The organism is Candidatus Pantoea symbiotica (genome assembly GCF_056491525.1).
Window position 1 is genome coordinate 3586632 of the sequence record NZ_JBSZHR010000002.1, and the last position, 23981, is coordinate 3610612.

Here is a 23981-nt window from a genome sequence, read left to right on the forward strand (position 1 = left end):
GTCGGGCACCGCATCCTGCGGTGCCCACGCGTAATCTTCACTGAGGTTTTCACATGTCGCAACGCCCAACCGTAAAAAGGGATTTTTCGTTCGGTAATCCTACGGTTCGCGCCTGGCTTTACCAGATCGTCGCGATTGTTGCCGTGCTTGCTGTGGTGGGATATTTAATCCACAACACCGTAATCAACCTGGCCAATCGTGGCATCACTTCCGGATTCGGGTTTCTGGATCGCAGTGCCGGCTTCGGCATTGTCCAGCACCTGATCGATTACACCGAAGGCGACACCTACGCGCGCGTGTTTATGGTGGGGTTGACCAATACCCTGCTGGTTTCCGCGCTCTGTATTGTATTCGCCTCGATCCTTGGCTTTGCCGTTGGCCTGGCTCGCTTGTCTGAGAACTGGCTGCTGCGCAAGCTTTCAACCATTTATATCGAGACCTTCCGTAATATCCCGCCGCTGCTGCAGATCTTTTTCTGGTACTTTGCGGTACTGCGTAACCTGCCCGGCCCGCGTCAGGCACTCAACGCTTTTGATTTGGCATTCGTCAGCAATCGCGGTTTGTATATCCCGTGGCCCGAGTACGCGCCTGGCACCTGGCCATTTCTGATAGCGCTGGCGTTAGCGGTGCTGGGTTGCGTGGCGCTGTTCCGCTACAACCGCAAGCATCAGTTAAAAACTGGCCAACTGCGTCGCACCTGGCCGGCTGCGGTTGGGCTGCTGGTGTTACTGCCGCTGATTGCTCATACCCTGTTTGGCGTTGCCATGCATTGGGATGTGCCGGAACTGCGTGGATTTAACTTCCGTGGCGGTTTCGTGATGATCCCTGAGCTCGCCGCGTTGACTCTCGCGCTGTCGGTTTATACCTCGTCGTTCATCGCCGAAGTGATTCGCTCCGGTATTCAGTCGGTACCGCATGGTCAAAATGAAGCCGCACGTTCGCTCGGTTTACCTAATCCAGTAACCATGCGTCAGGTGATTATCCCGCAGGCCATGCGTGTGATTATCCCGCCATTGACCAGCCAGTACCTGAATATCGTGAAAAACTCATCGCTGGCGGCCGCTATCGGCTATCCAGACATGGTTTCGCTATTTGCCGGTACCGTGCTTAACCAAACCGGTCAGGCGATTGAAACAATCGCGATTACCATGGCGGTTTACCTGATTATCAGCCTGATCATTTCACTGCTGATGAACCTCTACAATCGCAAAATTGCGCTGGTTGAGCGTTAAGAGAACGGGATCATTATGTCTGTTACTACACATGAAACACCGCCGATTCCGACCAATCCACTCAGTAAGGCTTGGCTCTGGGCACGCAAAAATCTGTTCTCCAGCTGGCTGAATACGCTGCTGACGTTGTTCAGCATCTGGCTTATCTGGAATGTGATTCCTCCGGCACTGAACTGGCTGGTATTTCAGGCTAACTGGATTGGTGAGACACGCGCAGACTGCACCAAAGAAGGCGCATGCTGGGTGTTTATCCATGCACGCTTTGGCCAGTTTATGTATGGGCTCTATCCGCATGAGCTGCGCTGGCGCATCAATCTATCGCTGGTCATCGGCTTACTGTCGATCATTCCGATGTTCATCAAATCGATGCCGCGTCGCGGTCGCTATATCGCCTGCTGGGCGGTGGTCTATCCGATTGTGGTTTGGTTCCTGATGTATGGCGGCTATTTCGGTTTAGAGCGCGTAGAGACTCGCCAGTGGGGCGGCCTGACATTGACGCTGATTATCGCGTCAGTGGGGATTGCCGGCGCGCTGCCGTTGGGGATTTTACTGGCGCTGGGACGTCGCTCAGAAATGCCGGTGGTGCGTACACTTTCGATCATCTTCATTGAGTTCTGGCGTGGTGTACCGCTGATCACCGTGCTGTTTATGTCATCGGTCATGCTGCCGCTGTTTATGGCGGAAGGCACCACCATCGACAAACTGGTGCGTGCACTGGTTGGTGTGATCTTGTTCCAGTCTGCGTATGTTGCGGAAGTGGTGCGCGGCGGTTTGCAGGCGCTACCGAAAGGCCAATATGAAGCTGCGGAATCGCTGTCGCTGGGCTACTGGAAAACCCAGATGCTGGTGATTTTACCGCAGGCACTCAAGATGACCATTCCCGGCCTGGTGAACACCATCATTGCGCTGTTTAAAGATACCAGCCTGGTGATCATCATCGGCCTATTCGATCTCTTCAGTAGCGTGCAGCAAGCCACCGTCGACCCAACCTGGTTGGGGATGTCGACAGAAGGCTATGTGTTTGCTGCCATGGTTTACTGGATTTTCTGTTTTAGCATGTCGCGCTATAGCCAGTATCTGGAGAAGCGTTTTCACACCGGGCGTGCATCGCACTGAGGTTTAACATGACACAAACTATGACTAATGCGGCTGATGCCATGATGATTACACTCGAAAACGTTAACAAATGGTACGGCCAGTTCCATGTACTGAAAGACATTAACTTAAAAGTAAAACCACGCGAACGTATTGTACTGTGTGGACCTTCTGGTTCAGGTAAATCGACAACTATTCGCTGCATCAATCACCTCGAAGAACATCAGCAAGGACGTATCGTGGTGGATGGCATCCATCTCAATCACGATGTGCGCAATATTGAACGTGTTCGTACTGAAGTAGGCATGGTTTTCCAGCATTTTAATCTTTTCCCGCATCTTACCGTGCTGCAAAACTGTACGCTGGCGCCGATTTGGGTACGCAAAATGCCGAAGAAAGAAGCGGAAGAGTTGGCCATGCATTACCTCCAGCGTGTGCGCATTGCTGAGCATGCGCATAAGTTTCCTGGCCAGCTTTCTGGTGGCCAGCAGCAGCGCGTGGCTATCGCCCGCTCACTCTGTATGAAGCCGAAAATTATGCTGTTTGATGAGCCAACTTCAGCGCTCGATCCTGAGATGGTGAAAGAAGTGCTCGATACGATGATTGGCTTGGCAGAAGATGGCATGACCATGCTGTGTGTTACCCATGAGATGGGATTTGCGCGTACCGTGGCGGACCGCGTGATCTTTATGGATCGCGGTGAAATTGTGGAAGAAGCTCCACCTCAGGAGTTCTTCGCTAACCCCAAATCAGAACGTACGCGTGCGTTTCTGTCGCAGGTTATTCATTAATACCCAGATAGTGAGATTGAAAATCGCCTCTGCTGCAAAGCAGGGGCTTTTTTATAACTGCACTTTTAATGGGGTTTTGGGTGGCATTGAAGGTTTTGATGCATACAAAAAAGCCCTGAACTTTCGTTCAGGGCTTCTGTGTTTGATGCCTGGCAGTTCCCTACTCTCGCATGGGGAGACCCCACACTACCATCGGCGCTACGGCGTTTCACTTCTGAGTTCGGCATGGGGTCAGGTGGGACCACCGCGCTAAAGCCGCCAGGCAAATTCTGTAATTTACCGAACTCACGCTTTAAAACTGGTGCTGATACCCAGAGTCGAACTGGGGACCTCACCCTTACCAAGGGTGCGCTCTACCAACTGAGCCATATCAGCACACTTTAATTTGATGCCTGGCAGTTCCCTACTCTCGCATGGGGAGACCCCACACTACCATCGGCGCTACGGCGTTTCACTTCTGAGTTCGGCATGGGGTCAGGTGGGACCACCGCGCTACAGCCGCCAGGCAAATTCTTGTGCACGAAACGAATATTTTTCACTGATGCCACGTTGCTTTCCCTCGCGTTACTCAGTCACATACTTCAGTATGCTCCTTCGTTCCGTCTCGGTCGGCGCCTCGCCTCAGCGTAAAATCTTTCGTTTCCGCTAAATCTTAATCCGTAAAACAAGCTGAAAATATCGGTCTCTCAGACCAAAACGCCTCTGGCGTTGTAAGGTTAAGCCTCACGGGTCATTAGTACCGGTTAGCTCAACGCATCGCTGCGCTTACACATCCGGCCTATCAACGTCGTAGTCTTCAACGTCCCTTCAGGACTCTCAAGGAGTCAGGGAGAACTCATCTCGGGGCAAGTTTCGTGCTTAGATGCTTTCAGCACTTATCTTTTCCGCACTTAGCTACCGGGCAATGCCATTGGCATGACAACCCGAACACCAGTGGTGCGTTCACTCCGGTCCTCTCGTACTAGGAGCAACCCCCCTCAATTCTCCAGCGCCCACGGCAGATAGGGACCGAACTGTCTCACGACGTTCTAAACCCAGCTCGCGTACCACTTTAAACGGCGAACAGCCGTACCCTTGGGACCTACTTCAGCCCCAGGATGTGATGAGCCGACATCGAGGTGCCAAACACCGCCGTCGATATGAACTCTTGGGCGGTATCAGCCTGTTATCCCCGGAGTACCTTTTATCCGTTGAGCGATGGCCCTTCCATTCAGAACCACCGGATCACTATGACCTGCTTTCGCACCTGCTCGAGCCGTCACTCTCGCAGTCAAGCTGGCTTATGCCATTGCACTAACCTCCTGATGTCCGACCAGGATTAGCCAACCTTCGTGCTCCTCCGTTACTCTTTGGGAGGAGACCGCCCCAGTCAAACTACCCACCAGACACTGTCCGCAGCCCGGATTACGGGCCTACGTTAGAACATCAAACATTAAAGGGTGGTATTTCAAGGTTGGCTCCACGCAGACTGGCGTCCACGCTTCAAAGCCTCCCACCTATCCTACACATCAAGGCTCAATGTTCAGTGTCAAGCTATAGTAAAGGTTCACGGGGTCTTTCCGTCTTGCCGCGGGTACACTGCATCTTCACAGCGATTTCAATTTCACTGAGTCTCGGGTGGAGACAGCCTGGCCATCATTACGCCATTCGTGCAGGTCGGAACTTACCCGACAAGGAATTTCGCTACCTTAGGACCGTTATAGTTACGGCCGCCGTTTACCGGGGCTTCGATCAAGAGCTTCTCCTTGCGGATAACCCCATCAATTAACCTTCCGGCACCGGGCAGGCGTCACACCGTATACGTCCACTTTCGTGTTTGCACAGTGCTGTGTTTTTAATAAACAGTTGCAGCCAGCTGGTATCTTCGACTGCCTTCGGCTCCATCCGCGAGGGACTTCACCTGATGACAGCGTGCCTTCTCCCGAAGTTACGGCACCATTTTGCCTAGTTCCTTCACCCGAGTTCTCTCAAGCGCCTTGGTATTCTCTACCTGACCACCTGTGTCGGTTTGGGGTACGATTTCGTGTTACCTGGAGCTTAGAGGCTTTTCCTGGAAGCAGGGCATCAGTTACTTCACCACCGTGGTGGCTCGTCATCACGCCTCAGCCTTAAGATATCCCGGATTTACCAAAGATATCAGCCTACACGCTTAAACCGGGACAACCGTCGCCCGGATAACCTAGCCTTCTCCGTCCCCCCTTCGCAGTAACACCAAGTGCAGGAATATTAACCTGCTTCCCATCGACTACGCTTTTCAGCCTCGCCTTAGGGGTCGACTCACCCTGCTCCGATTAACGTTGAACAGGAACCCTTGGTCTTCCGGCGAGCGGGCTTTTCACCCGCTTTATCGTTACTTATGTCAGCATTCGCACTTCTGATACCTCCAGCACCCCTCACAGGACACCTTCAACGGCTTACAGAACGCTCCCCTACCCAACAACGCCTAAGCGTCGCTGCCGCAGCTTCGGTGCATGGTTTAGCCCCGTTACATCTTCCGCGCAGGCCGACTCGACCAGTGAGCTATTACGCTTTCTTTAAATGATGGCTGCTTCTAAGCCAACATCCTGGCTGTCTGTGCCTTCCCACATCGTTTCCCACTTAACCATGACTTTGGGACCTTAGCTGGCGGTCTGGGTTGTTTCCCTCTTCACGACGGACGTTAGCACCCGCCGTGTGTCTCCCGTGATAACATTCTTCGGTATTCGCAGTTTGCATCGGGTTGGTAAGCCGGGATGGCCCCCTAGCCGAAACAGTGCTCTACCCCCGAAGATGAGTTCACGAGGCGCTACCTAAATAGCTTTCGGGGAGAACCAGCTATCTCCCGGTTTGATTGGCCTTTCACCCCCAGCCACAAGTCATCCGCTAATTTTTCAACATTAGTCGGTTCGGTCCTCCAGTTAGTGTTACCCAACCTTCAACCTGCCCATGGCTAGATCACCGGGTTTCGGGTCTATACCCTGCAACTTAACGCCCAGTTAAGACTCGGTTTCCCTGCGGCTCCCCTATACGGTTAACCTTGCTACAGAATATAAGTCGCTGACCCATTATACAAAAGGTACGCAGTCACCCCATAAATGAGGCTCCCACTGCTTGTACGTACACGGTTTCAGGTTCTGTTTCACTCCCCTCGCCGGGGTTCTTTTCGCCTTTCCCTCACGGTACTGGTTCACTATCGGTCAGTCAGGAGTATTTAGCCTTGGAGGATGGTCCCCCCATATTCAGACAGGATACCACGTGTCCCGCCCTACTCTTCGAACTCACAGTATGTGCACTTTCGTGTACGGGGCTATCACCCGGTATCGCGCGACTTTCCAGACGCTTCCACTAACGCACAAACTGATTCAGGTTCTGGGCTGTTCCCCGTTCGCTCGCCGCTACTGGGGGAATCTCGGTTGATTTCTTTTCCTCTGGGTACTTAGATGTTTCAGTTCCCCAGGTTCGCCTCGCAACACTATGTATTCATGTTGCGATGATGCACTGAGTGCACCGGGTTTCCCCATTCGGACATCGTCGGCTGTAGCGGTTCATATCACCTTACCGACGCTTTACGCAGATTAGCACGTCCTTCATCGCCTCTGACTGCCAGGGCATCCACCGTGTACGCTTAGTCGCTTAACCTCACAACCCACAGGCGTTTTGCAACGCTGCAGACTGCAGGCATTGAGAGACTCGAACATATCGCAGCTTCATTCTTATTACGGAGAATGAATACGATACGTCGTTTCAATTTTCAGCTTGTTCCGGATTGTTAAAGAGCAATAACTTCGCAATGTACCCGAGGATACATTCTGAAGTTAGTTATCAACGTGGGGTCGTTGATGGTGGAGCTAAGCGGGATCGAACCGCTGACCTCCTGCGTGCAAGGCAGGCGCTCTCCCAGCTGAGCTATAGCCCCATAGAGTTTTGCAAAACGCGTGCTTACCAGGAGAATTCTTTCACAGACAAGGCGTGACGACGCGAAGCATACTGAAGTATGCGAGTCGTTGTCACAACGCTGTATGGGGAAGAATTTGGTAGGCCTGAGTGGACTTGAACCACCGACCTCACCCTTATCAGGGGTGCGCTCTAACCACCTGAGCTACAAGCCTGCAGGCGTTTTACGCTCTTCTTTAATTTCATCAGACAATCTGTGTGAGCACTGCGCGGGAAGGTATCTTCAGGTAAGGAGGTGATCCAACCGCAGGTTCCCCTACGGTTACCTTGTTACGACTTCACCCCAGTCATGAATCACAAAGTGGTAAGCGCCCTCCCGAAGGTTAAGCTACCTACTTCTTTTGCAACCCACTCCCATGGTGTGACGGGCGGTGTGTACAAGGCCCGGGAACGTATTCACCGTAGCATTCTGATCTACGATTACTAGCGATTCCGACTTCACGGAGTCGAGTTGCAGACTCCGATCCGGACTACGACGCACTTTATGAGGTCCGCTTGCTCTCGCGAGGTCGCTTCTCTTTGTATGCGCCATTGTAGCACGTGTGTAGCCCTACTCGTAAGGGCCATGATGACTTGACGTCATCCCCACCTTCCTCCAGTTTATCACTGGCAGTCTCCTTTGAGTTCCCGGCCGAACCGCTGGCAACAAAGGATAAGGGTTGCGCTCGTTGCGGGACTTAACCCAACATTTCACAACACGAGCTGACGACAGCCATGCAGCACCTGTCTCAGAGTTCCCGAAGGCACCAAAGCATCTCTGCTAAGTTCTCTGGATGTCAAGAGTAGGTAAGGTTCTTCGCGTTGCATCGAATTAAACCACATGCTCCACCGCTTGTGCGGGCCCCCGTCAATTCATTTGAGTTTTAACCTTGCGGCCGTACTCCCCAGGCGGTCGACTTAACGCGTTAGCTCCGGAAGCCACTCCTCAAGGGAACAACCTCCAAGTCGACATCGTTTACGGCGTGGACTACCAGGGTATCTAATCCTGTTTGCTCCCCACGCTTTCGCACCTGAGCGTCAGTCTTTGTCCAGGGGGCCGCCTTCGCCACCGGTATTCCTCCAGATCTCTACGCATTTCACCGCTACACCTGGAATTCTACCCCCCTCTACAAGACTCTAGCCTGCCAGTTTCGAATGCAGTTCCCAGGTTAAGCCCGGGGATTTCACATCCGACTTGACAGACCGCCTGCGTGCGCTTTACGCCCAGTAATTCCGATTAACGCTTGCACCCTCCGTATTACCGCGGCTGCTGGCACGGAGTTAGCCGGTGCTTCTTCTGCGGGTAACGTCAATCGGTGAAGCTATTAACTCCACCGCCTTCCTCCCCGCTGAAAGTACTTTACAACCCGAAGGCCTTCTTCATACACGCGGCATGGCTGCATCAGGCTTGCGCCCATTGTGCAATATTCCCCACTGCTGCCTCCCGTAGGAGTCTGGACCGTGTCTCAGTTCCAGTGTGGCTGGTCATCCTCTCAGACCAGCTAGGGATCGTCGCCTAGGTGAGCCATTACCCCACCTACTAGCTAATCCCATCTGGGCACATCCGATGGTGTGAGGCCCGAAGGTCCCCCACTTTGGTCTTGCGACGTTATGCGGTATTAGCTACCGTTTCCAGTAGTTATCCCCCTCCATCGGGCAGTTTCCCAGACATTACTCACCCGTCCGCCACTCGTCACCCGAGAGCAAGCTCTCTGTGCTACCGTTCGACTTGCATGTGTTAGGCCTGCCGCCAGCGTTCAATCTGAGCCATGATCAAACTCTTCAATTTAAGTTTGATTTGCTGAAACAAGTTCAGCGGTGCTCATCTGTAAAACGTCATAATGAATTTCATTATGTGTTCACTCGTGAGGCTTTGATATTTTTTACGTCCGGAGACGCTGATATCAATCCTGCGAGTGCCCACACAGATTGTCTGATAAATTGTTAAAGAGCGTTGCGAACAGCGGCTGAACCGTCTGTCGCGAGGTGGCGTATACTACTCTACTCTCCTTCGGAGTCAAACACTTTTTTCAGCGTTTTCATCCGGCGGGATGAATTTCTTCACTCCCTGCTGAGCCGTCTGCGTTGCCGCTTTGCCGTCTCAGTGGTGGCGCATTATAGGGATCCGAATTTTTTGCACAACCCCTTTTTTCGATCTTTTTAATCGACTGGCGAGTTTTCACTCTTTTCGCTGCGATCGCGAGCGATCCGCTCAAAAATCATCTTGTTTATCCGTCTTTTAAGCCGCAGGCTTGGGTAAAAACGTAAAAGGAGAAGATCATGTCTACAGCCCTACGACCTTATAAGAACCATTTTCCACAACGAGGCGATCGCGTGATGATCGACAGCAGCAGCGTGGTGGTGGGTGAAGTACAACTTGCCGATGACGTAAGCATCTGGCCGCTGGTTGCGATTCGCGGTGACGTCAATAAAGTCGTGATAGGTAAAAGAAGCAATATTCAAGATGGCAGCGTACTGCATGTCACTCACAAGTCCACCAGCAACCCAGAAGGTTATCCGCTGATTGTCGGCGAAGATGTCACAGTAGGGCATAAGGCGATGCTGCACGGCTGTACTATCGGCAATCGCGTACTGGTTGGTATGGGATCCATTCTACTGGACGGCGTGATCGTTGAAGATGATGTGATGATTGGCGCTGGCAGTTTGGTGCCGCCGGGTAAACGGCTGGAAAGTGGCTACCTGTATTTAGGCAGCCCGGTTAAACAAGTGCGCCCGCTCAGTGAAGCGGAGATTACCGGGCTGCTTTATTCGTCCAACAACTATGTGGGTTGGAAGAATGAATATCTCGATCAGGAAAGCCAACCTCATCCCTGATCGCCAACCTTATCCCTGCTGCATCGACTGCTTTAGTTTGGCAATCACTGGCGTGATCTCTGGCATCACGCCATGCCATAAATGGAAAGCGTGAGCGGCTTGCCCTACTAACATGCCAACGCCATCCGCCAGTTGCTGCGCGCCCTGCTGCTGGCACCACAGTAAAAATGGCGTCATACCTTGTTGATAAAACATGTCGTAGCATCGCGATTGCGCATTAATTAGCGATGTGCCCAATGCCGGAACTTTTCCATCAACACCGCTTGAGGTCGCATTAATGATCAGATCAAATTGCTGATCCGCTAATTGCTCAAAGCTGGCCGCTTTAATATCCCCGCTATGCTGGAAAATCTCTGCCAGTTGCTCGGCGCGTTCCACGGTGCGATTCACCACCACCAGCGAACATCCGAATGAAAGCAGAGGCAGGATCACGCCACGCGCAGCACCACCGGCGCCCACCAGCAGAATTTGATCGCCGGGATGGATCATCTGCAATCGTTCCAGATCGCTGAGCAAACCGATGCCATCCGTGTTATCGCCGAAGATCTTGCCCTGCGCATCTTTCTTTAAGGTATTAACCGCACCAGATAATGCCGCGCGCTCACTGAGCTCATCGGCAAATTCCCACGCCTGCTGTTTAAAAGGCAGCGTGACATTGGCACCTTTACCGCCTTGTGCAAAGAAATCCGCGATCGACTGTGGAAATCCCTCAAGTGGCGCGCACTCCTTGCCATATTGATGCTCAATGCCAGTTTGCTCAGCGAACAGGCGGTGAATGAAAGGAGATTTGCTGTGCGCAATCGGATGACCAAAAACGGCAAAATTTTCCATGTATTAGCCCTGACGGATAAGTTCACCGCTAATGACGTCGCGGATTTCAGAAGGATTCAGTCGCCCACCTGTTTCAGCATGCAAGACCGGGAACTGCGGACCAAATTGCTTAGCAACCTCATCCGCATTACGGCATGGCGGTTCGCCGGAAAGATTGGCGCTGGTCGAAACCAGAGGTTTACCAAAACCACGACACAAAGCCTGTACGTCCGGATGATCGCTAACGCGAATGGCCAGTGAGTCGAAACGCCCGGTTAACCAGCGCGGCGTATGTGGCGAGGCGGGCACCACATAGGTCACCGGGCCTGGCCAACTTGCAAACATACGCTCGCGCTGCAGCACCGAGAGTTCACGATCCGCGATATAAGGTTCCAGCTGCGCGTAATCGGACGCAATCAAAATGAGTCCCTTCTCGACTGGGCGCTGCTTGAGCGCCAAAAGCGCCATTACGGCCACTTCGCTGTCGGGATCGCAGCCCAATCCAAATACGGCTTCGGTTGGATAGGCGATAACTTCCTGTTGCTGTAACTTCTCAATGCAATAATCGAGACTACCCGCTGAATACTGACTTGGCTTCATGATGATGATTCGTCCTGGACGATAGGCTTACCGCAGCGTTTGCTGGCGCAGAAGCGCTTCATGCCTTGTGCGGTTTTCTTCTCTATTAATAATGGGAACTGGCAATGCGGGCAAACGCCTTCAACCGGCGCTGCGTTAAGGACAAACTGACAATCTGGATAGCGATCGCAGGAGTAGAAGGTTTTGCCATAGCGCGAGCGCCGTTGTACCAGTTTACCGTTCTGACATTGCGGACAGGCGATAGCTGTTTCATCTGGCTTATCGATGGTTTCGGTGTAATCACATTCCGGATAATGACTGCAACCCACGAACATGCCAAATCGTCCCTGACGCAGAACTTTGTCTGCGCCACACTGAGGGCACGCATGGCCTTCCAGTACTTTAACGACATGACCATCTCCCTGACTTTTCAGCGGGCGGATGTAATCGCAGGTGGGATAATTCACACACCCCAGAAAAGGGCCGTGTTTGCCAGAACGTATAACTAATTCTGCCCCGCAAGCGGGGCAGGGATCGTGTTTAGGCACGCAGAATAGTGCTGATTTACTCATATTACCGGTTGCATCAATCGCAGATTATTAATGCAGCATACCTTCATTGACGTCGAATAACAGTTCTTCCATTTGCTGATAGGCGTTTTCACATCCTGGGATGTTAAACAGCACCATCAACACCACCCATTTGAGATCTTCAAGATCGAATTCGAGGGTATCAAGGGCCATTACACGTTCGATGACCATTTCGCGCGTTTCCATATTCAGCACCTGGACCTGTTCCAGGAACAAAATAAAACCGCGACATTCTGCATCTAAGCGCTGGTTTTCCTCTTCGGTGTAGATTCGCATTGAGAGCGGATCGTTTGCCATGAGTACAGGCGCAACCAAGCCTTCCTGATAATCCGCTAACCGTTCAAGCCAATTCAACGCATTGTAGATATCTTCACGATGAAAACCGGCATCGGTTAAATCATCGGTCAATTTATCCTGATCGACGCGCATTTCAGCTTCGTTGTGGATATACGTCTCAAACAAGTACATAAGTACGTCGAACATGGCATGCCCTCCTCAATCGGACATAGCCGCCGGGTACAGCTGCGATCCATCCTGCTAACTCCAGCTCCAGCAGGTGAGCTGCGATAACTGGCACAGGTTGGCCGGCACGTTCAGCGACGACGTCAACAGGTGTAACCTCATCACCTACGTTAGCCAACACAGTTGCAAATGGCAATGGCACATCGTCACTGTGTTGTGAATATATTGTTTCTGAACTGCTATCAGGCAACCATTGAAGTGTTGAATGTAAATCTTCAAGGATATTGTTGGGATGCGCCACCAGCAGCGCGCCTTGCTGGATAAGCCAGTGCGTTCCTTCACTGCCGGGATTGCCTAGCGCGCCGGGTAACGCATAAACGTTACGATTTTGTTCCAAAGCGTAGCGTGCCGTCACCAGCGATCCGCTTTTCAAAGTGGCCTCAATCACCAATACGCCAAGGCTTAAACCACTGATGATGCGATTACGTCGGGGAAAATTCACCGCATGCGGTGCCGTATCAAGGGGGAATTCCGAGATCAGTGCGCCATCTCCAGTGATGATCTCGCGTGCCAGCGCTTGATGACTTTTAGGGTAAATATGCTGTAGTCCGCTACCTAACACCGCCACAGTTTTACCCTGCGCTTCTAGCGCGGCACGATGCGCCACGCCATCAATTCCACGCGCCAGGCCGCTGGTGATGGTCAATCCACTCAGCGCCAATTGCTGTGTAAACCAGCTTCCCCACTGCTTACCATAATGCGTGCAATGACGGCTGCCCACGACACCAATTTGGGGCGTCTGCAAAGCATCCAAACTTCCAGCGACATACAGCAATGAGGGTCTTCGACTGATTTCCGCTAACGTCGAGGGATAATGTTCATCGATACAGGAAACTAGCTGATGCTGTTCATCCTCCAGCCACAGATGCGTTCGTTCTAACTGGCGTGGACACAGCACTTTAAACTGTTGTCGCTGGGTTTCGTTTAATCCCTGATCCTGTAAAAGATCGTCATCAACCTGAGCATTACTCTGCAATGCATGAGCTAAATGTCTGACAACCTGACCGCTTAAGCCTTTCACATTTGCCAGCCTAAGCATCCATTCAATTCTCTCCATGCTGCACTCCCTGTCAGCCGCGCTATCATGCGGTGCAATGCTGTCAATCAGGCATCAAAAAGTCTACAATATGAGGCAGTAATCTTTTCTTTAACGCATACAGATCTGGATATTTATGTCAGTTTTGCAGGTATTACATTTCCCTGATGATCGCCTTCGCAAAATCGCTGCGCCGGTGGCAACCGTAAACGCAGACGTGCAGCGTATTGTCGACGACATGTTTGAAACCATGTACGCCGAAGAAGGTATTGGTTTAGCGGCGACTCAGGTCGATATTCATCAGCGCATCATTGTTATTGATGTTTCAGAAAACCGTGACGAGCGTTTGGTGCTGATCAATCCGGAACTGCTGGAAAAAAGCGGTGAAACCGGTATTGAAGAAGGCTGCCTTTCCATCCCTGAACAACGTGCTTTTGTGCCGCGTGCAGAGTGGGTAAAAGTGCGTGCGCAGGATCGCGACGGTAAAAGCTTTGAGCTGGAAACCGACGGTCTGCTGGCGATTTGTATCCAGCATGAAATCGATCATCTCGATGGCAAACTTTTCATTGATTATCTGTCGCCACTGAAACGTCAGCGTATCAAACAGAAGCTGGAAAAATTGGCCCGCCTTAACGCACGCGAAGATTAAGTGCTAATAGAAGGTTAAACTGTGTCTGCACCGCTCAAAATTATCTTTGCCGGTACACCTGACTTTGCAGCGCGTCATTTAGACGCGCTGCTTGCTTCTGAGCATCAGGTTGTTGGCGTCTTTACCCAGCCCGATCGTCCAGCCGGACGCGGAAACAAGCTTACGCCAAGCCCGGTCAAAGTACTGGCACAGGCTCACGATATTCCCGTATTTCAGCCGAAATCCCTGAAGCCTGAAGAGAATCAGCATCTGGTTGCCGATCTGCAGGCCGATATCATGGTGGTGGTCGCTTATGGCTTGATCCTGCCGAAAGCCGTGTTGGCGATGCCGCGCCTGGGTTGTATTAATGTGCATGGTTCGCTGCTGCCACGCTGGCGCGGTGCGGCCCCAATCCAACGCTCTCTCTGGGCCGGCGATACCGAAACCGGTGTCACCATCATGCAGATGGATGTTGGCCTTGATACCGGCGACATGCTGCATAAACTCTCCTGCCCAATTACGGCTGAAGATACCAGCGCTTCGCTGTATGAGAAACTGGCGCAACTCGGTCCACAAGGCATGCTGTTAACGCTGGATCTGCTGGCAAGTGGTAATGCCAAGCCTGAAGTTCAGGATGAAGCGCTGGTCTCTTATGCCGAGAAGCTGAGTAAAGAAGAAGCGCGTCTCGATTGGTCACTTTCAGCAGCGCAGTTGGAACGTTGTATTCGTGCCTTCAATCCATGGCCAATGAGCTATTTCATGATTGAAGAGCAACCGGTAAAAGTCTGGCGGGCAACGGTTTTGCCGCATCAGAACAAACAACCCGGTGAAATCGTTCATGCTGATAAACAAGGCATTCAGATTGCAACGGCCAATGGTGTGCTGAATCTGGTATCGCTGCAACCTGCCGGTAAAAAAGCCATGTCCGCTCAGGACCTGCTCAATTCGCGCCGCGAATGGTTCGTACCTGGAACCGTTCTGGCCTGATCTTCCAAGCCCGGTTTAACCGGGCTTTTTGTTTGATGAAATAACATGAAAAAAGCTACCAACTTGCGCAGCCTGGCCGCGCAACTCATTGAACGCGTTGTGGACAAAGGCGAGTCGCTAAGTGCCATTTTGCCGGGCGCGCAAAAGACCTTATCCGATAAAGATAGCGCGCTGCTGCAAGAGCTCTGTTTTGGCGTGATGCGCACACTGCCGCAGCTGGAAGCCTTAATCGGCAAACTGATGGAACGCACCTTAACCGGTAAGCAGCGAGTGTTGCATTATCTGTTGATGGTTGGCCTTTATCAGCTACTTTATACCCGCGTGCCGGCCCATGCGGCGCTGGCAGAAACCGTGGCGGGTGCTGAAGTGCTAAAGCGTACGGCTTTGAAAGGCCTGTTAAATGGCGTGTTGCGCCAGTTCCTGCGTCAGCAAGAAGCGCTGTTAGCCGAAGTCGATCAGGGCTCGCAACGTTACTGGCACCCAAGCTGGTTGCTAAAACGTCTGCAAGCAGCATGGCCAGAACAGTGGCAACAGATTGTTGAAGCCAACAATCAGCGACCGCCGATGTGGCTGCGCGTCAATCGCCAGCATCACAGTCGTGATGCCTGGCTGGCACTATTGCAGGCAGAAGAGAAAGTGGCTTTTCCTGGCGATGCGCAAGATGCATTGCGTCTGGAATCACCTGCTCCAGTTAGCCAGCTGCCGGGCTTCGATCAGGGTTGGGTAACGGTGCAGGATCTTTCAGCACAACGTTGCGCACTGCTGCTTGAGCCAAAAGATGGGGAATCGATTCTCGATCTCTGCGCTGCTCCGGGTGGTAAAACCACACATATCCTCGAAATCGCGCCGCAGGCCAAAGTATTGGCTGTCGATGTTGACCCGCAACGCCTACTCCGCGTGCATGAGAACTTGCAGCGCTTAGGCATGCAGGCTGAAGTGCGTCAGGGCGATGGCCGCACACCGGCAGAATGGTGCGGTGATATGCAGTTTGATCGCATCCTGCTCGATGCACCCTGCTCTGCCACAGGCGTAATTCGTCGTCATCCAGACATCAAGTGGTTGCGTCGCGATCGTGATATTCCTGAGCTGGCGAATCTGCAGCGTGAAATTCTTGAGGCCGTTTGGCCGCGTCTGAAATCTGGCGGCACGATGATTTATGCCACCTGCTCAATATTGCCGGAAGAGAACCACAACCAAATCAGCGCCTTTTTGGCAGCGCACAGCGACGCCGTGGCTGAGAAGTTGCCACAGGGACAAACCAATGGCTGGCAGGTTTTCCCGACCATCGATGGCGGCGACGGCTTCTTCTACGCTAAGCTGATGAAAAAATAGTGCTGCGCACGCTGACAAGAGCATCTAAGCCATGAAAATCATTATCCTCGGCGCCGGCCAGGTCGGCGGAACCCTGGCAGAAAATTTGGTCGGGGAAAATAACGATATTACCGTCGTCGACAGCGATGCCACGCGTTTGCGCGTGTTGCAGGACAAATTTGATCTGCGCGTAGTGCATGGTCACGGATCCCATCCGCGTATTTTGCGTGAAGCCGGTGCTGAAGATGCGGATATGTTGGTGGCGGTAACCAACTCCGATGAAACCAATATGGTGGCTTGTCAGATTGCGTATTCGCTTTTCAATACGCCCAATCGTATCGCGCGTATTCGTGCCGCAGAATACTTACGCGATGCTGAAAAGCTGTTTGTGCCGGAAGCCGTGCCGATTGATCATTTGATCTCTCCTGAGCAGTTGGTGATCGATAATATCTACCGTTTGATTCAGTATCCTGGCGCACTTCAGGTGGTGAATTTTGCCGAAGGCAAAGTGAGCCTCGCAGTGGTTAAAGCCTATTATGGCGGTCCGCTGGTCGGGAATCCTTTGTCGATCATGCGGGAACATATGCCGCATATTGATACGCGAGTCGCGGCGATTTTCCGCCAGGATCGCCCAATTCGGCCGCAGGGTTCTACGATTGTGGAAGCCGGCGATGAAGTGTTCTTTATTGCCGCGAGCCAGCATATTCGAGCGGTAATGAGCGAAATGCAGCGTCTGGAAAAACCGTATAAGCGCATCATGCTGGTTGGCGGCGGAAATATCGGCTTTGGATTGGCGCAGCGCCTCGAAAAACAGTACAGCGTGAAATTGATTGAACGTAATCAACAGCGTGCGGCGGAACTAGCAGAACGATTACACGATACCATCGTGTTTTACGGCGATGCTTCGGATCAGGAATTGCTGGCCGAAGAGCATGTCGATCAGGTGGATCTCTTCATTGCGGTCACTAATGATGATGAAGCTAATATTATGTCGGCCATGCTGGCCAAGAAAATGGGCGCTAAGAAAGTGATGGTGCTGATCCAGCGCCGCGCCTATGTCGATCTTGTTCAAGGCAGCGTGATCGACATTGCGATTTCGCCACAACAAGCCACCATCTCGGCGCTGCTTAGCCACGTCCGCAAAGCAGATATCGTTGGCGTTTCTTCACTACGCCGCGGTATTGCAGAAGCCATCGAAGCTATCGCACATGGCGATGAAACAACATCTCGCGTGGTTGGACGCCTTATAGAAGATATTAAGCTGCCGCCGGGAACCATTATCGGTGCTGTGGTGCGCGGTGATGAAGTGATCATCGCCAATGATAATGTGCGTGTTGAACAGGGCGATCACGTAATTATGTTCCTGACGGATAAGAAGTTTGTGCCCGATGTTGAGCGTCTGTTCCAGCCAAGTCCATTCTTCCTGTAAAAGCTGCGGGCGAAAGCCCGCCGTGAAAGTTTTGCTTAATCCATTGTTCTAATGGCAATTGCAGAAAGGTTTGTTAGACTTTAGCCATTGGCCAAGGCAAGGAGATAACAATGAGTTTATTCAAAGAGTTTCGTGATTTTGCAATGCGTGGGAACGTGGTTGACCTGGCAGTCGGTGTCATCATCGGTGCCGCTTTTGGTAAGATTGTTTCTTCACTGGTTGCCAATATCATCATGCCGCCACTTGGCTTGCTGATTGGTGGCGTCGATTTCAAACAGTTCAAGTGGGTACTAAAGCCAGCAGAAGGTGATATTCCTGCTGTAGTGATGGAGTACGGTAACTTTATTCAGACTGTATTTGATTTCGTTATTGTTGCCTTCGCAATCTTCCTGGCAATTAAAGTAATGAATAAGCTTTATCAGAAAAAAGAAGTTGAGAAAGCTGCCCCTAAGCCAACAAATGAAGAGTTACTGCTTACTGAAATCCGTGACCTGTTAAAACAACAAAATCACGATAAATTATGATGAAAAAGCCGCCCAAATAAGGCGGCTTTTTTGTCTCTAAAGAAGAAGACCAGTGATAAACTCTTCTGCTTATCACTGGCCTCCCAGTTACGTCCTTTAGCATGTTTGTTTTTACGTTGGTAGCTGCCTTTTCCTTTCTGATTCTTCTCAACGCGCTGCCTAAACAGTGGATCATGTAATAATGCTTCAAGTGCATTGTCGTTGATTTTACCTTTTTGGTGCTGATAGCGAGTCATCTCGTCCTCCGGTTATTAACGGCGCAACTATATTCCTTCCAGCGCAAAATTCAATCCTTGCTGCAACAAATTTCAGGCTGCGGCTCTTCACCTCTTTCCAGAGCTTCAAGTATTGAACAGCAGGCGCTGCTATGTGCGTCGCCGCAGCAGGTATCAGCCAAACGATGCAATGAACGCTGGATCGTCTGCAGTTCAGCGATCATGCCATTAACTTCATCTAAACGCTTCGCCACAATGGCTTTGGATTCCTGGCATGTGTGATGTTCAGGATCGATGCGGATCGACAATAAACCACGAATTGATTCTAAGCTGAAGCCGAGTTGGCGACCATAGCGAATAAAGCGCAGTCGCTGTAAATCATCTTCACTATAAAGGCGAAAGCCGCCCTCAGTACGTACCTCGTGATTCATCATCTGCTGTTTTTCATAAAAACGGATAGTATCTGGCGTAACATTCGCCATTTTTGCCAGTTGGCCAATTCGGTACATGCTATTTCTCCCGCTGCAAATGATGATGGACGACGTCGCCATAATCGCCTCGCAAGAAGTCGGTACTGATTCCGGCTTGCTGGAGTTTTATTTCTAACAGTGCTAAGCGTTTCGATAATTCACGTGCCTTGCCATCATCAGGATTCAGTTCACGAAGCAGATCATTTAACGCTAACGCTTCCCGACGCATTTCAAGTTCCGGTGGTAAGTGACCAGAGTTTTTCAATAGACGATATGCCGTGCGCAGTTCAACCGGCACTCCGCTGTCATCATCTAACTGTAAAGGCGCGCCTTCGCCGGGCAGATTACTCAGTTCACCTTTTTCCTGAGCTTCACGGATGTGCTGCTCAACAAGTTGATCGATTAGCCACATATGAGCGTTCCTGGCGGGTATATCTGCCATTAGCATAGCGAAAGGGGAGTAAATGGGAAGGAATTACGGACAATAAAAAACCCGCCGAAGCGGGTTTTCTACGATACTGCAAATTACTCTGCAGTAGCTTCTGCTTGAGCTTCTGGACGATCAACCAGCTCGATGTAAGCCATCGGAGCGTTGTCACCAGCACGGAAGCCACACTTCAAAATGCGAGTGTAACCACCGGCACGGCTCGCGAAACGCGGGCCCAGCTCGTTAAACAGTTTTGCCACGATCTCGTTATCACGAGTGCGGGCGAATGCCAGACGACGATTAGCTACGCTGTCGGTCTTGGCAAGAGTAATCAGCGGCTCAACTACGCGGCGCAGCTCTTTGGCTTTCGGCAGAGTCGTCTTAATGATCTCATGACGAACCAGAGAACCAGCCATGTTGCGGAACATAGCCTGACGATGGCTGCTGTTGCGGTTCAGTTGACGACCACTCTTACGATGGCGCATGACCTTATCCTTCTCAGTGAAACCTTAACCTGTGATCGGGTTATTCATCAGCAATGCTTGCTGGTGGCCAGTTTTCCAGGCGCATGCCCAGAGACAAACCACGTGAAGCAAGGACATCTTTAATCTCAGTAAGAGATTTTTTACCCAGGTTAGGCGTTTTAAGCAGCTCAACCTCGGTACGCTGTACCAGATCACCGATGTAGTGGATAGCTTCTGCCTTAAGGCAGTTAGCAGAGCGGACAGTCAATTCCAGATCGTCAACAGGGCGCAGCAGGATCGGATCGAATTCTGGTTTCTCTTCTTTCACTTCCGGCTGACGTACATCACGTAAGTCAACGAAAGCTTCCAGTTGTTCTGCCAGGATGGTTGCCGCACGACGAATCGCCTCTTCAGGATCGATTGTGCCGTTGGTTTCCATTTCGATGACCAGCTTGTCCAGGTCGGTACGCTGTTCTACACGCGCTGCTTCAACATTGTAGGCGATACGGTCTACAGGGCTGTAGCAAGCGTCAACCAACAGACGGCCGATTGGGCGCTCATCTTCTTCCGAATGAATTCGGGCAGAAGCCGGCACATAACCACGACCACGCTGAACTTTGATACGCATGCTAATAGATGCGTTTTCATCGGTCAGGTGGCAGATCACATGCTGCGGCTTGACGATTTCAACATCACCGTCGTGGGTGATGTCGGCTGCAGTCACAGGGCCAATGCCAGATTTATTCAGAGTAAGGATGACTTCATCTTTACCTTGAACTCTTACCGCCAACCCTTTCAGGTTAAGCAGGATTTCCAGGATATCTTCCTGTACGCCCTCTTTGGTGGAGTACTCATGAAGCACACCATCAATCTCAACCTCGGTCACCGCGCAACCCGGCATGGAAGAAAGCAGAATACGGCGCAGTGCGTTACCAAGAGTATGGCCAAAGCCACGCTCTAACGGCTCAAGGGTCACCTTGGCGTGCGTCGAACTCACTTGCTCGATATCTACCAGGCGCGGTTTTAGAAACTCTGTCACAGAACCCTGCATTGTGTCCTCTCTTTGGTACTAAGCTTTACTTAGAGTAAAGCTCGACGATCAGGTGTTCGTTAATGTCCGCAGACAGATCAGTACGTTCAGGAATACGCTTGAACACACCCTCCATCTTAGTAGCATCAACTTCCAGCCAGGTTGGCTTTTCACGCTGCTCAGCCAGCTCCAGAGCGGCCTTCACGCGAGATTGCTGTTTGGCTTTCTCACGGATGCTTACGACATCATTCGGAGATACCTGATAAGAAGCGATGTTAACAACGCGACCGTTCACCAGGATAGATTTATGGCTAACCAGCTGACGTGCTTCTGCACGAGTGGCGCCAAAGCCCATACGGTAAACAACGTTATCCAGACGACCTTCCAGCAGGGCCAGCAGGTTTTCACCTGTGTTGCCTTTCAGACGTGCTGCTTCTTTATAGTAGTTGCGGAACTGACGCTCCAGCACGCCGTACATACGACGAACTTTCTGCTTTTCACGCAACTGGCCGCCGTAGTCAGACAGACGCGGTTTACGCGCACCATGCTGACCAGGTGGTTGTTCAATTTTGCACTTGGTATCGATCGCGCGAACGCCAGACTTAAGGAATAAGTCGGTACCCTCACGACGGCTCAGCTTGAGCTTAGGACCCAAATATCTTGCCATTTTCTTTCTCCAACTAACCTAAAAACGGGCGATTAAACGCGACGTTTTTTCGGCGGACGACAACCGTTGTGAGGGATTGGAGTCACATCAGTAATATTAGTGATGCGGAAACCAGCAGCGTTCAGAGCACGAATTGTTGATTCGCGACCCGGACCCGGACCCTTAACCATAACTTCCAGATTCTTAATACCGTAATCTTTCACTGCTTCTGCACAGCGCTCTGCAGCTACCTGAGCAGCAAACGGAGTAGATTTACGTGAACCGCGGAAACCGGAACCACCGGCGGTTGCCCAACCCAGTGCGTTACCCTGACGATCAGTAATGGTAACGATGGTGTTGTTAAAAGATGCATGGACATGAGCCACGCCATCTGAGACTTGTTTTCTTACACGCTTACGTGCACGAACTGGTGCCTTTGCCATTATTTACTCACCCCGATTATTTCTTGATCGGTTTACGCGGACCCTTACGGGTACGTGCATTGGTCTTAGTACGCTGACCGCGAACTGGCAGACCACGACGATGGCGTAAACCACGATAGCAACCAAGGTCCATCAGACGCTTGATGCTCAGGGTGATTTCACGGCGCAGATCACCTTCAACAACGAATTTACCAACTGCTTCACGCAGCTGTTCAATTTGTTCTTCAGACAGCTCTCTGATCTTAACATTTTCAGCAATACCCGTTGAAGCGCAGATGGCTTTAGAACGAGTTTTACCGATACCGAAAATCGAAGTTAATGCGATAACGGTATGTTTTTGATCAGGAATGTTAATGCCTGCTATACGGGCCACTATGCACTCCTATAATTAAACAAATGCGTCCCATGCTGAAAAGCCCGTTTTCAGGATACTCAAATGGTAACGCATCGACATACAAAAGATTGGCTGGCTAATCTAGCCAGCTCAACCCGACTTTGCAAGAAAAATATGTGACAATATCAGCCTTGGCGCTGTTTATGCTTTGGCTCGGCGCTGCAGATCACACGTACGACACCGTCGCGGCGAATGATTTTGCAGTTACGACATAATTTCTTGACGGAAGCACGAACTTTCATTTTTACTCTCCGTAACTTCTCAAGCACCCGAATTAACGGCCGTAGCCTTTCAGGTTAGCTTTCTTCAATGCAGACTCGTACTGACTTGACATCATCAGAGTTTGCACTTGAGCCATAAAGTCCATGATGACGACCACTACAATGAGCAGCGATGTGCCGCCAAAGTAGAATGGAACTTTCATAGCATCACGCATGAACTCCGGGATCAGGCAGATAAAAGTAATATACAGTGCGCCAATTAAGGTCAGACGTGTCATTACTTTATCGATGTACTTCGCCGTTTGCTCTCCCGGACGAATTCCCGGTACGAATGCACCAGACTTCTTCAGGTTATCTGCTGTTTCACGTGGGTTGAAGACCAACGCCGTGTAGAAGAAACAGAAGAAGATGATTGCAGTCGCATAGAGTAGCACATAAAGCGGCTGTCCTGGTTGCAAATACAGCGAAATTGTTGTCAGCCAGTTCCAACCGGTACCGCCCCCGAACCATGATGCTATGGTCGCCGGGAACAGAATAATGCTGGAAGCAAAAATAGCTGGGATTACGCCCGCCATGTTCACTTTCAACGGTAAATGTGTGCTCTGTGCAGCATATACACGACGACCTTGCTGACGTTTAGCGTAGTTGACCACAATGCGGCGCTGGCCACGCTCGACGAAAATAACAAAGAACGTCACTGCAAATACTAGAACTGCAACCAACAGCAACAGAAGGAAGTGCAGGTCACCTTGCCGCGCTTGCTCGATGGTATGGCCAATGGCCGGCGGGAGGCCCGCAACAATACCTGCGAAGATAATGATCGAGATACCGTTACCAATACCTCGTTCAGTAATCTGTTCGCCCAGCCACATCAGGAACATTGTCCCGGTAACCAGACTTACAACAGCGGTAAAGTAGAATGCAAAGCCTGGATTCATTACCAGTCCCTGCATTCCAGGCATATTCGGTAAACCGGTAGCAATACCGATCGACTGGAATACAGCCAGAACCAGTGTGCCGTAGCGAGTGTACTGGCTAATCTTACGACGACCAGCTTCACCCTCTTTCTTAATCTCAGCTAACGCTGGATGAACCACCGTCAGCAGCTGGATAATAATAGAAGCCGAAATATACGGCATAATACCCAGTGCGAAGATTGAGGCACGACTGAGAGCACCACCAGAGAACATGTTAAACATTTCAATGATGGTGCCACGCTGTTGCTCAAGCAGTTTGGCAAGTACAGTGGCATCGATACCGGGGATTGGAATAAAAGAGCCAATTCGGAAGACAATGAGTGCACCGATTACAAACAACAGTCTGCGCTTCAGTTCACCAAAGCCACCTTTGGCACTTTGAAAATCTAATCCCGGTTGCTTTGCCATCTGCT

Annotated in this window: 24 protein-coding genes, 3 tRNA genes and 4 rRNA genes; 9 read left to right on the plus strand and 22 right to left on the minus strand. The window is 51.3% G+C overall.

What is annotated here, in order from left to right; genetic code table 11:
• The first annotated feature begins 53 nt into the window (after positions 1–53).
• From ACXIZX_RS17240 to ACXIZX_RS17250, 3 genes are read left to right on the plus strand one after another with little or no spacing between them, the layout of a single operon-like run.
• Complete coding sequence (locus ACXIZX_RS17240; protein WP_008105973.1) at positions 54–1232, plus strand: amino acid ABC transporter permease; 1179 nt, start codon at positions 54–56, stop codon at positions 1230–1232.
• Positions 1233–1247: 15 nt separating this feature from the next.
• On the plus strand, positions 1248–2348 hold the full coding sequence (locus tag ACXIZX_RS17245) for an amino acid ABC transporter permease (protein ID WP_061720212.1): 1101 nt from the start codon (positions 1248–1250) through the stop codon (positions 2346–2348).
• A gap of 8 nt (positions 2349–2356) precedes the next feature.
• On the plus strand, positions 2357–3118 hold the full coding sequence (locus ACXIZX_RS17250; protein WP_061720213.1) for an amino acid ABC transporter ATP-binding protein: 762 nt from the start codon (positions 2357–2359) through the stop codon (positions 3116–3118).
• A gap of 147 nt (positions 3119–3265) precedes the next feature.
• Here the strand turns inward: ACXIZX_RS17250 and rrf (ACXIZX_RS17255) are convergent.
• From rrf (ACXIZX_RS17255) to ACXIZX_RS17285, 7 genes are all read right to left on the minus strand, one after another.
• Positions 3266–3381: ribosomal RNA gene (gene rrf / locus ACXIZX_RS17255) — 5S ribosomal RNA — on the minus strand.
• A 36-nt stretch (positions 3382–3417) separates the two neighbouring features.
• Positions 3418–3493 (minus strand) — tRNA-Thr (locus ACXIZX_RS17260).
• A gap of 15 nt (positions 3494–3508) precedes the next feature.
• Positions 3509–3624: ribosomal RNA gene (gene rrf / locus ACXIZX_RS17265) — 5S ribosomal RNA — on the minus strand.
• A gap of 206 nt (positions 3625–3830) precedes the next feature.
• A 23S ribosomal RNA gene (locus ACXIZX_RS17270) occupies positions 3831–6736 on the minus strand.
• A gap of 201 nt (positions 6737–6937) precedes the next feature.
• Positions 6938–7013 (minus strand) — tRNA-Ala (locus ACXIZX_RS17275).
• Between the two features lie 116 nt (positions 7014–7129).
• A tRNA-Ile gene (locus tag ACXIZX_RS17280) sits at positions 7130–7206 on the minus strand.
• 73 nt (positions 7207–7279) lie between these two features.
• Positions 7280–8819 (minus strand): 16S ribosomal RNA (locus ACXIZX_RS17285).
• Together the 16S, 23S and 5S rRNA genes with 3 tRNA genes alongside form the textbook arrangement of a ribosomal RNA operon.
• Positions 8820–9310: 491 nt before the next feature.
• Here ACXIZX_RS17285 and ACXIZX_RS17290 point away from each other — a divergent pair.
• Positions 9311–9865: a gamma carbonic anhydrase family protein gene (locus tag ACXIZX_RS17290; RefSeq protein WP_479404629.1), complete on the plus strand. Its 555-nt coding sequence runs from the start codon at positions 9311–9313 to the stop codon at positions 9863–9865.
• A gap of 9 nt (positions 9866–9874) precedes the next feature.
• Here ACXIZX_RS17290 and aroE read toward each other — a convergent pair whose 3' ends face one another.
• From aroE to dprA, 5 genes are read right to left on the minus strand one after another with little or no spacing between them, the layout of a single operon-like run.
• A complete protein-coding gene (gene aroE / locus ACXIZX_RS17295) occupies positions 9875–10696 on the minus strand; it encodes a shikimate dehydrogenase (protein ID WP_479404630.1) in 822 nt (273 codons plus the stop codon).
• A gap of 3 nt (positions 10697–10699) precedes the next feature.
• The gene (gene tsaC / locus ACXIZX_RS17300; protein ID WP_479404631.1) at positions 10700–11275 is read right to left on the minus strand and encodes an L-threonylcarbamoyladenylate synthase type 1 TsaC; all 576 of its coding nucleotides are present in this window, start codon (positions 11273–11275) and stop codon (positions 10700–10702) included.
• Positions 11272–11826: a DNA topoisomerase family protein gene (locus tag ACXIZX_RS17305; protein WP_479404632.1), complete on the minus strand. Its 555-nt coding sequence runs from the start codon at positions 11824–11826 to the stop codon at positions 11272–11274. Before ACXIZX_RS17305 ends, tsaC begins: the two co-directional genes overlap by 4 nt.
• 27 nt (positions 11827–11853) lie before the next feature.
• Positions 11854–12327: a DUF494 family protein Smg gene (gene smg, locus ACXIZX_RS17310; RefSeq protein WP_007891699.1), complete on the minus strand. Its 474-nt coding sequence runs from the start codon at positions 12325–12327 to the stop codon at positions 11854–11856.
• Positions 12299–13423 (minus strand): DNA-protecting protein DprA, encoded by a 1125-nt coding sequence (dprA, locus tag ACXIZX_RS17315; RefSeq protein WP_479404633.1) that lies wholly within the window; start codon positions 13421–13423, stop codon positions 12299–12301. Before dprA ends, smg begins: the two co-directional genes overlap by 29 nt.
• Before the next feature lie 115 nt (positions 13424–13538).
• Here dprA and def point away from each other — a divergent pair, with 115 nt between their 5' ends.
• The 5 genes from def (at position 13539) to mscL (ending at position 18281) form a co-directional block, all read left to right on the plus strand.
• Entirely contained in the window at positions 13539–14051 is a 513-nt protein-coding gene (gene def, locus ACXIZX_RS17320; protein ID WP_008104717.1) for a peptide deformylase, read from the plus strand.
• A gap of 21 nt (positions 14052–14072) precedes the next feature.
• Positions 14073–15017, plus strand: a complete 945-nt coding sequence (fmt, locus tag ACXIZX_RS17325; RefSeq protein WP_179453200.1) for a methionyl-tRNA formyltransferase — start codon at positions 14073–14075, stop codon at positions 15015–15017.
• A gap of 45 nt (positions 15018–15062) precedes the next feature.
• Positions 15063–16349 carry a 16S rRNA (cytosine(967)-C(5))-methyltransferase RsmB gene (rsmB, locus tag ACXIZX_RS17330; RefSeq protein ID WP_179453201.1) on the plus strand — a complete coding sequence of 429 codons (1287 nt, stop codon included), beginning with the start codon at positions 15063–15065 and terminating at the stop codon, positions 16347–16349.
• Between the two features lie 31 nt (positions 16350–16380).
• Entirely contained in the window at positions 16381–17757 is a 1377-nt protein-coding gene (gene trkA, locus ACXIZX_RS17335) for a Trk system potassium transporter TrkA (protein WP_007891694.1), read from the plus strand.
• Between the two features lie 110 nt (positions 17758–17867).
• Positions 17868–18281: a large-conductance mechanosensitive channel protein MscL gene (mscL, locus tag ACXIZX_RS17340; protein WP_008104721.1), complete on the plus strand. Its 414-nt coding sequence runs from the start codon at positions 17868–17870 to the stop codon at positions 18279–18281.
• On the opposite strand, the gene ACXIZX_RS17345 is transcribed toward mscL, so the two are convergent.
• The 10 genes from ACXIZX_RS17345 to secY all read right to left on the minus strand — a co-directional run bounded on the left by ACXIZX_RS17345 (position 18266) and on the right by secY (position 23976).
• Positions 18266–18517 (minus strand): alternative ribosome-rescue factor A, encoded by a 252-nt coding sequence (locus tag ACXIZX_RS17345; protein ID WP_179453202.1) that lies wholly within the window; start codon positions 18515–18517, stop codon positions 18266–18268. The two genes, mscL and ACXIZX_RS17345, sit on opposite strands and share 16 nt — an antisense overlap.
• A gap of 50 nt (positions 18518–18567) precedes the next feature.
• Positions 18568–19005 (minus strand): Zn(2+)-responsive transcriptional regulator, encoded by a 438-nt coding sequence (gene zntR, locus ACXIZX_RS17350; RefSeq protein ID WP_479404634.1) that lies wholly within the window; start codon positions 19003–19005, stop codon positions 18568–18570.
• A 1-nt stretch (position 19006) separates the two neighbouring features.
• A complete protein-coding gene (locus ACXIZX_RS17355; RefSeq protein WP_479404635.1) occupies positions 19007–19378 on the minus strand; it encodes a DnaJ family domain-containing protein in 372 nt (123 codons plus the stop codon).
• Positions 19379–19491: 113 nt separating this feature from the next.
• A complete protein-coding gene (gene rplQ / locus ACXIZX_RS17360; protein WP_008104728.1) occupies positions 19492–19878 on the minus strand; it encodes a 50S ribosomal protein L17 in 387 nt (128 codons plus the stop codon).
• Positions 19879–19918: 40 nt separating this feature from the next.
• Positions 19919–20908 (minus strand): DNA-directed RNA polymerase subunit alpha, encoded by a 990-nt coding sequence (locus ACXIZX_RS17365; RefSeq protein ID WP_007891688.1) that lies wholly within the window; start codon positions 20906–20908, stop codon positions 19919–19921.
• A gap of 25 nt (positions 20909–20933) precedes the next feature.
• Entirely contained in the window at positions 20934–21554 is a 621-nt protein-coding gene (gene rpsD, locus ACXIZX_RS17370; RefSeq protein WP_007891687.1) for a 30S ribosomal protein S4, read from the minus strand.
• A 32-nt stretch (positions 21555–21586) separates the two neighbouring features.
• Complete coding sequence (rpsK, locus tag ACXIZX_RS17375; RefSeq protein WP_004160563.1) at positions 21587–21976, minus strand: 30S ribosomal protein S11; 390 nt, start codon at positions 21974–21976, stop codon at positions 21587–21589.
• 16 nt (positions 21977–21992) lie between these two features.
• Complete coding sequence (gene rpsM / locus ACXIZX_RS17380) at positions 21993–22349, minus strand: 30S ribosomal protein S13 (RefSeq protein WP_034830736.1); 357 nt, start codon at positions 22347–22349, stop codon at positions 21993–21995.
• Between the two features lie 146 nt (positions 22350–22495).
• Complete coding sequence (gene rpmJ / locus ACXIZX_RS17385) at positions 22496–22612, minus strand: 50S ribosomal protein L36 (RefSeq protein ID WP_004160566.1); 117 nt, start codon at positions 22610–22612, stop codon at positions 22496–22498.
• A gap of 32 nt (positions 22613–22644) precedes the next feature.
• Entirely contained in the window at positions 22645–23976 is a 1332-nt protein-coding gene (secY, locus tag ACXIZX_RS17390) for a preprotein translocase subunit SecY (RefSeq protein ID WP_007891686.1), read from the minus strand.
• Positions 23977–23981: the final 5 nt, after the last annotated feature.

Coding starts and splice junctions, on each gene's coding strand:
- ACXIZX_RS17250 (WP_061720213.1), top strand. CDS start 2,357: ATGACACAAACTATGACTAATGCGGCTGATGCCATGATGATTACACTC.
- ACXIZX_RS17245 (WP_061720212.1), top strand. CDS start 1,248: ATGTCTGTTACTACACATGAAACACCGCCGATTCCGACCAATCCACTC.
- rsmB (WP_179453201.1), top strand. CDS start 15,063: ATGAAAAAAGCTACCAACTTGCGCAGCCTGGCCGCGCAACTCATTGAA.
- def (WP_008104717.1), top strand. CDS start 13,539: ATGTCAGTTTTGCAGGTATTACATTTCCCTGATGATCGCCTTCGCAAA.
- dprA (WP_479404633.1), bottom strand. CDS start 13,423: ATGGAGAGAATTGAATGGATGCTTAGGCTGGCAAATGTGAAAGGCTTA.
- rpsD (WP_007891687.1), bottom strand. CDS start 21,554: ATGGCAAGATATTTGGGTCCTAAGCTCAAGCTGAGCCGTCGTGAGGGT.
- rpsK (WP_004160563.1), bottom strand. CDS start 21,976: ATGGCAAAGGCACCAGTTCGTGCACGTAAGCGTGTAAGAAAACAAGTC.
- aroE (WP_479404630.1), bottom strand. CDS start 10,696: ATGGAAAATTTTGCCGTTTTTGGTCATCCGATTGCGCACAGCAAATCT.
- ACXIZX_RS17305 (WP_479404632.1), bottom strand. CDS start 11,826: ATGAGTAAATCAGCACTATTCTGCGTGCCTAAACACGATCCCTGCCCC.
- ACXIZX_RS17240 (WP_008105973.1), top strand. CDS start 54: ATGTCGCAACGCCCAACCGTAAAAAGGGATTTTTCGTTCGGTAATCCT.
- trkA (WP_007891694.1), top strand. CDS start 16,381: ATGAAAATCATTATCCTCGGCGCCGGCCAGGTCGGCGGAACCCTGGCA.
- ACXIZX_RS17290 (WP_479404629.1), top strand. CDS start 9,311: ATGTCTACAGCCCTACGACCTTATAAGAACCATTTTCCACAACGAGGC.
- smg (WP_007891699.1), bottom strand. CDS start 12,327: ATGTTCGACGTACTTATGTACTTGTTTGAGACGTATATCCACAACGAA.
- rpmJ (WP_004160566.1), bottom strand. CDS start 22,612: ATGAAAGTTCGTGCTTCCGTCAAGAAATTATGTCGTAACTGCAAAATC.
- tsaC (WP_479404631.1), bottom strand. CDS start 11,275: ATGAAGCCAAGTCAGTATTCAGCGGGTAGTCTCGATTATTGCATTGAG.
- mscL (WP_008104721.1), top strand. CDS start 17,868: ATGAGTTTATTCAAAGAGTTTCGTGATTTTGCAATGCGTGGGAACGTG.
- zntR (WP_479404634.1), bottom strand. CDS start 19,005: ATGTACCGAATTGGCCAACTGGCAAAAATGGCGAATGTTACGCCAGAT.
- rplQ (WP_008104728.1), bottom strand. CDS start 19,878: ATGCGCCATCGTAAGAGTGGTCGTCAACTGAACCGCAACAGCAGCCAT.
- ACXIZX_RS17355 (WP_479404635.1), bottom strand. CDS start 19,378: ATGTGGCTAATCGATCAACTTGTTGAGCAGCACATCCGTGAAGCTCAG.
- secY (WP_007891686.1), bottom strand. CDS start 23,976: ATGGCAAAGCAACCGGGATTAGATTTTCAAAGTGCCAAAGGTGGCTTT.
- ACXIZX_RS17365 (WP_007891688.1), bottom strand. CDS start 20,908: ATGCAGGGTTCTGTGACAGAGTTTCTAAAACCGCGCCTGGTAGATATC.
- ACXIZX_RS17345 (WP_179453202.1), bottom strand. CDS start 18,517: ATGACTCGCTATCAGCACCAAAAAGGTAAAATCAACGACAATGCACTT.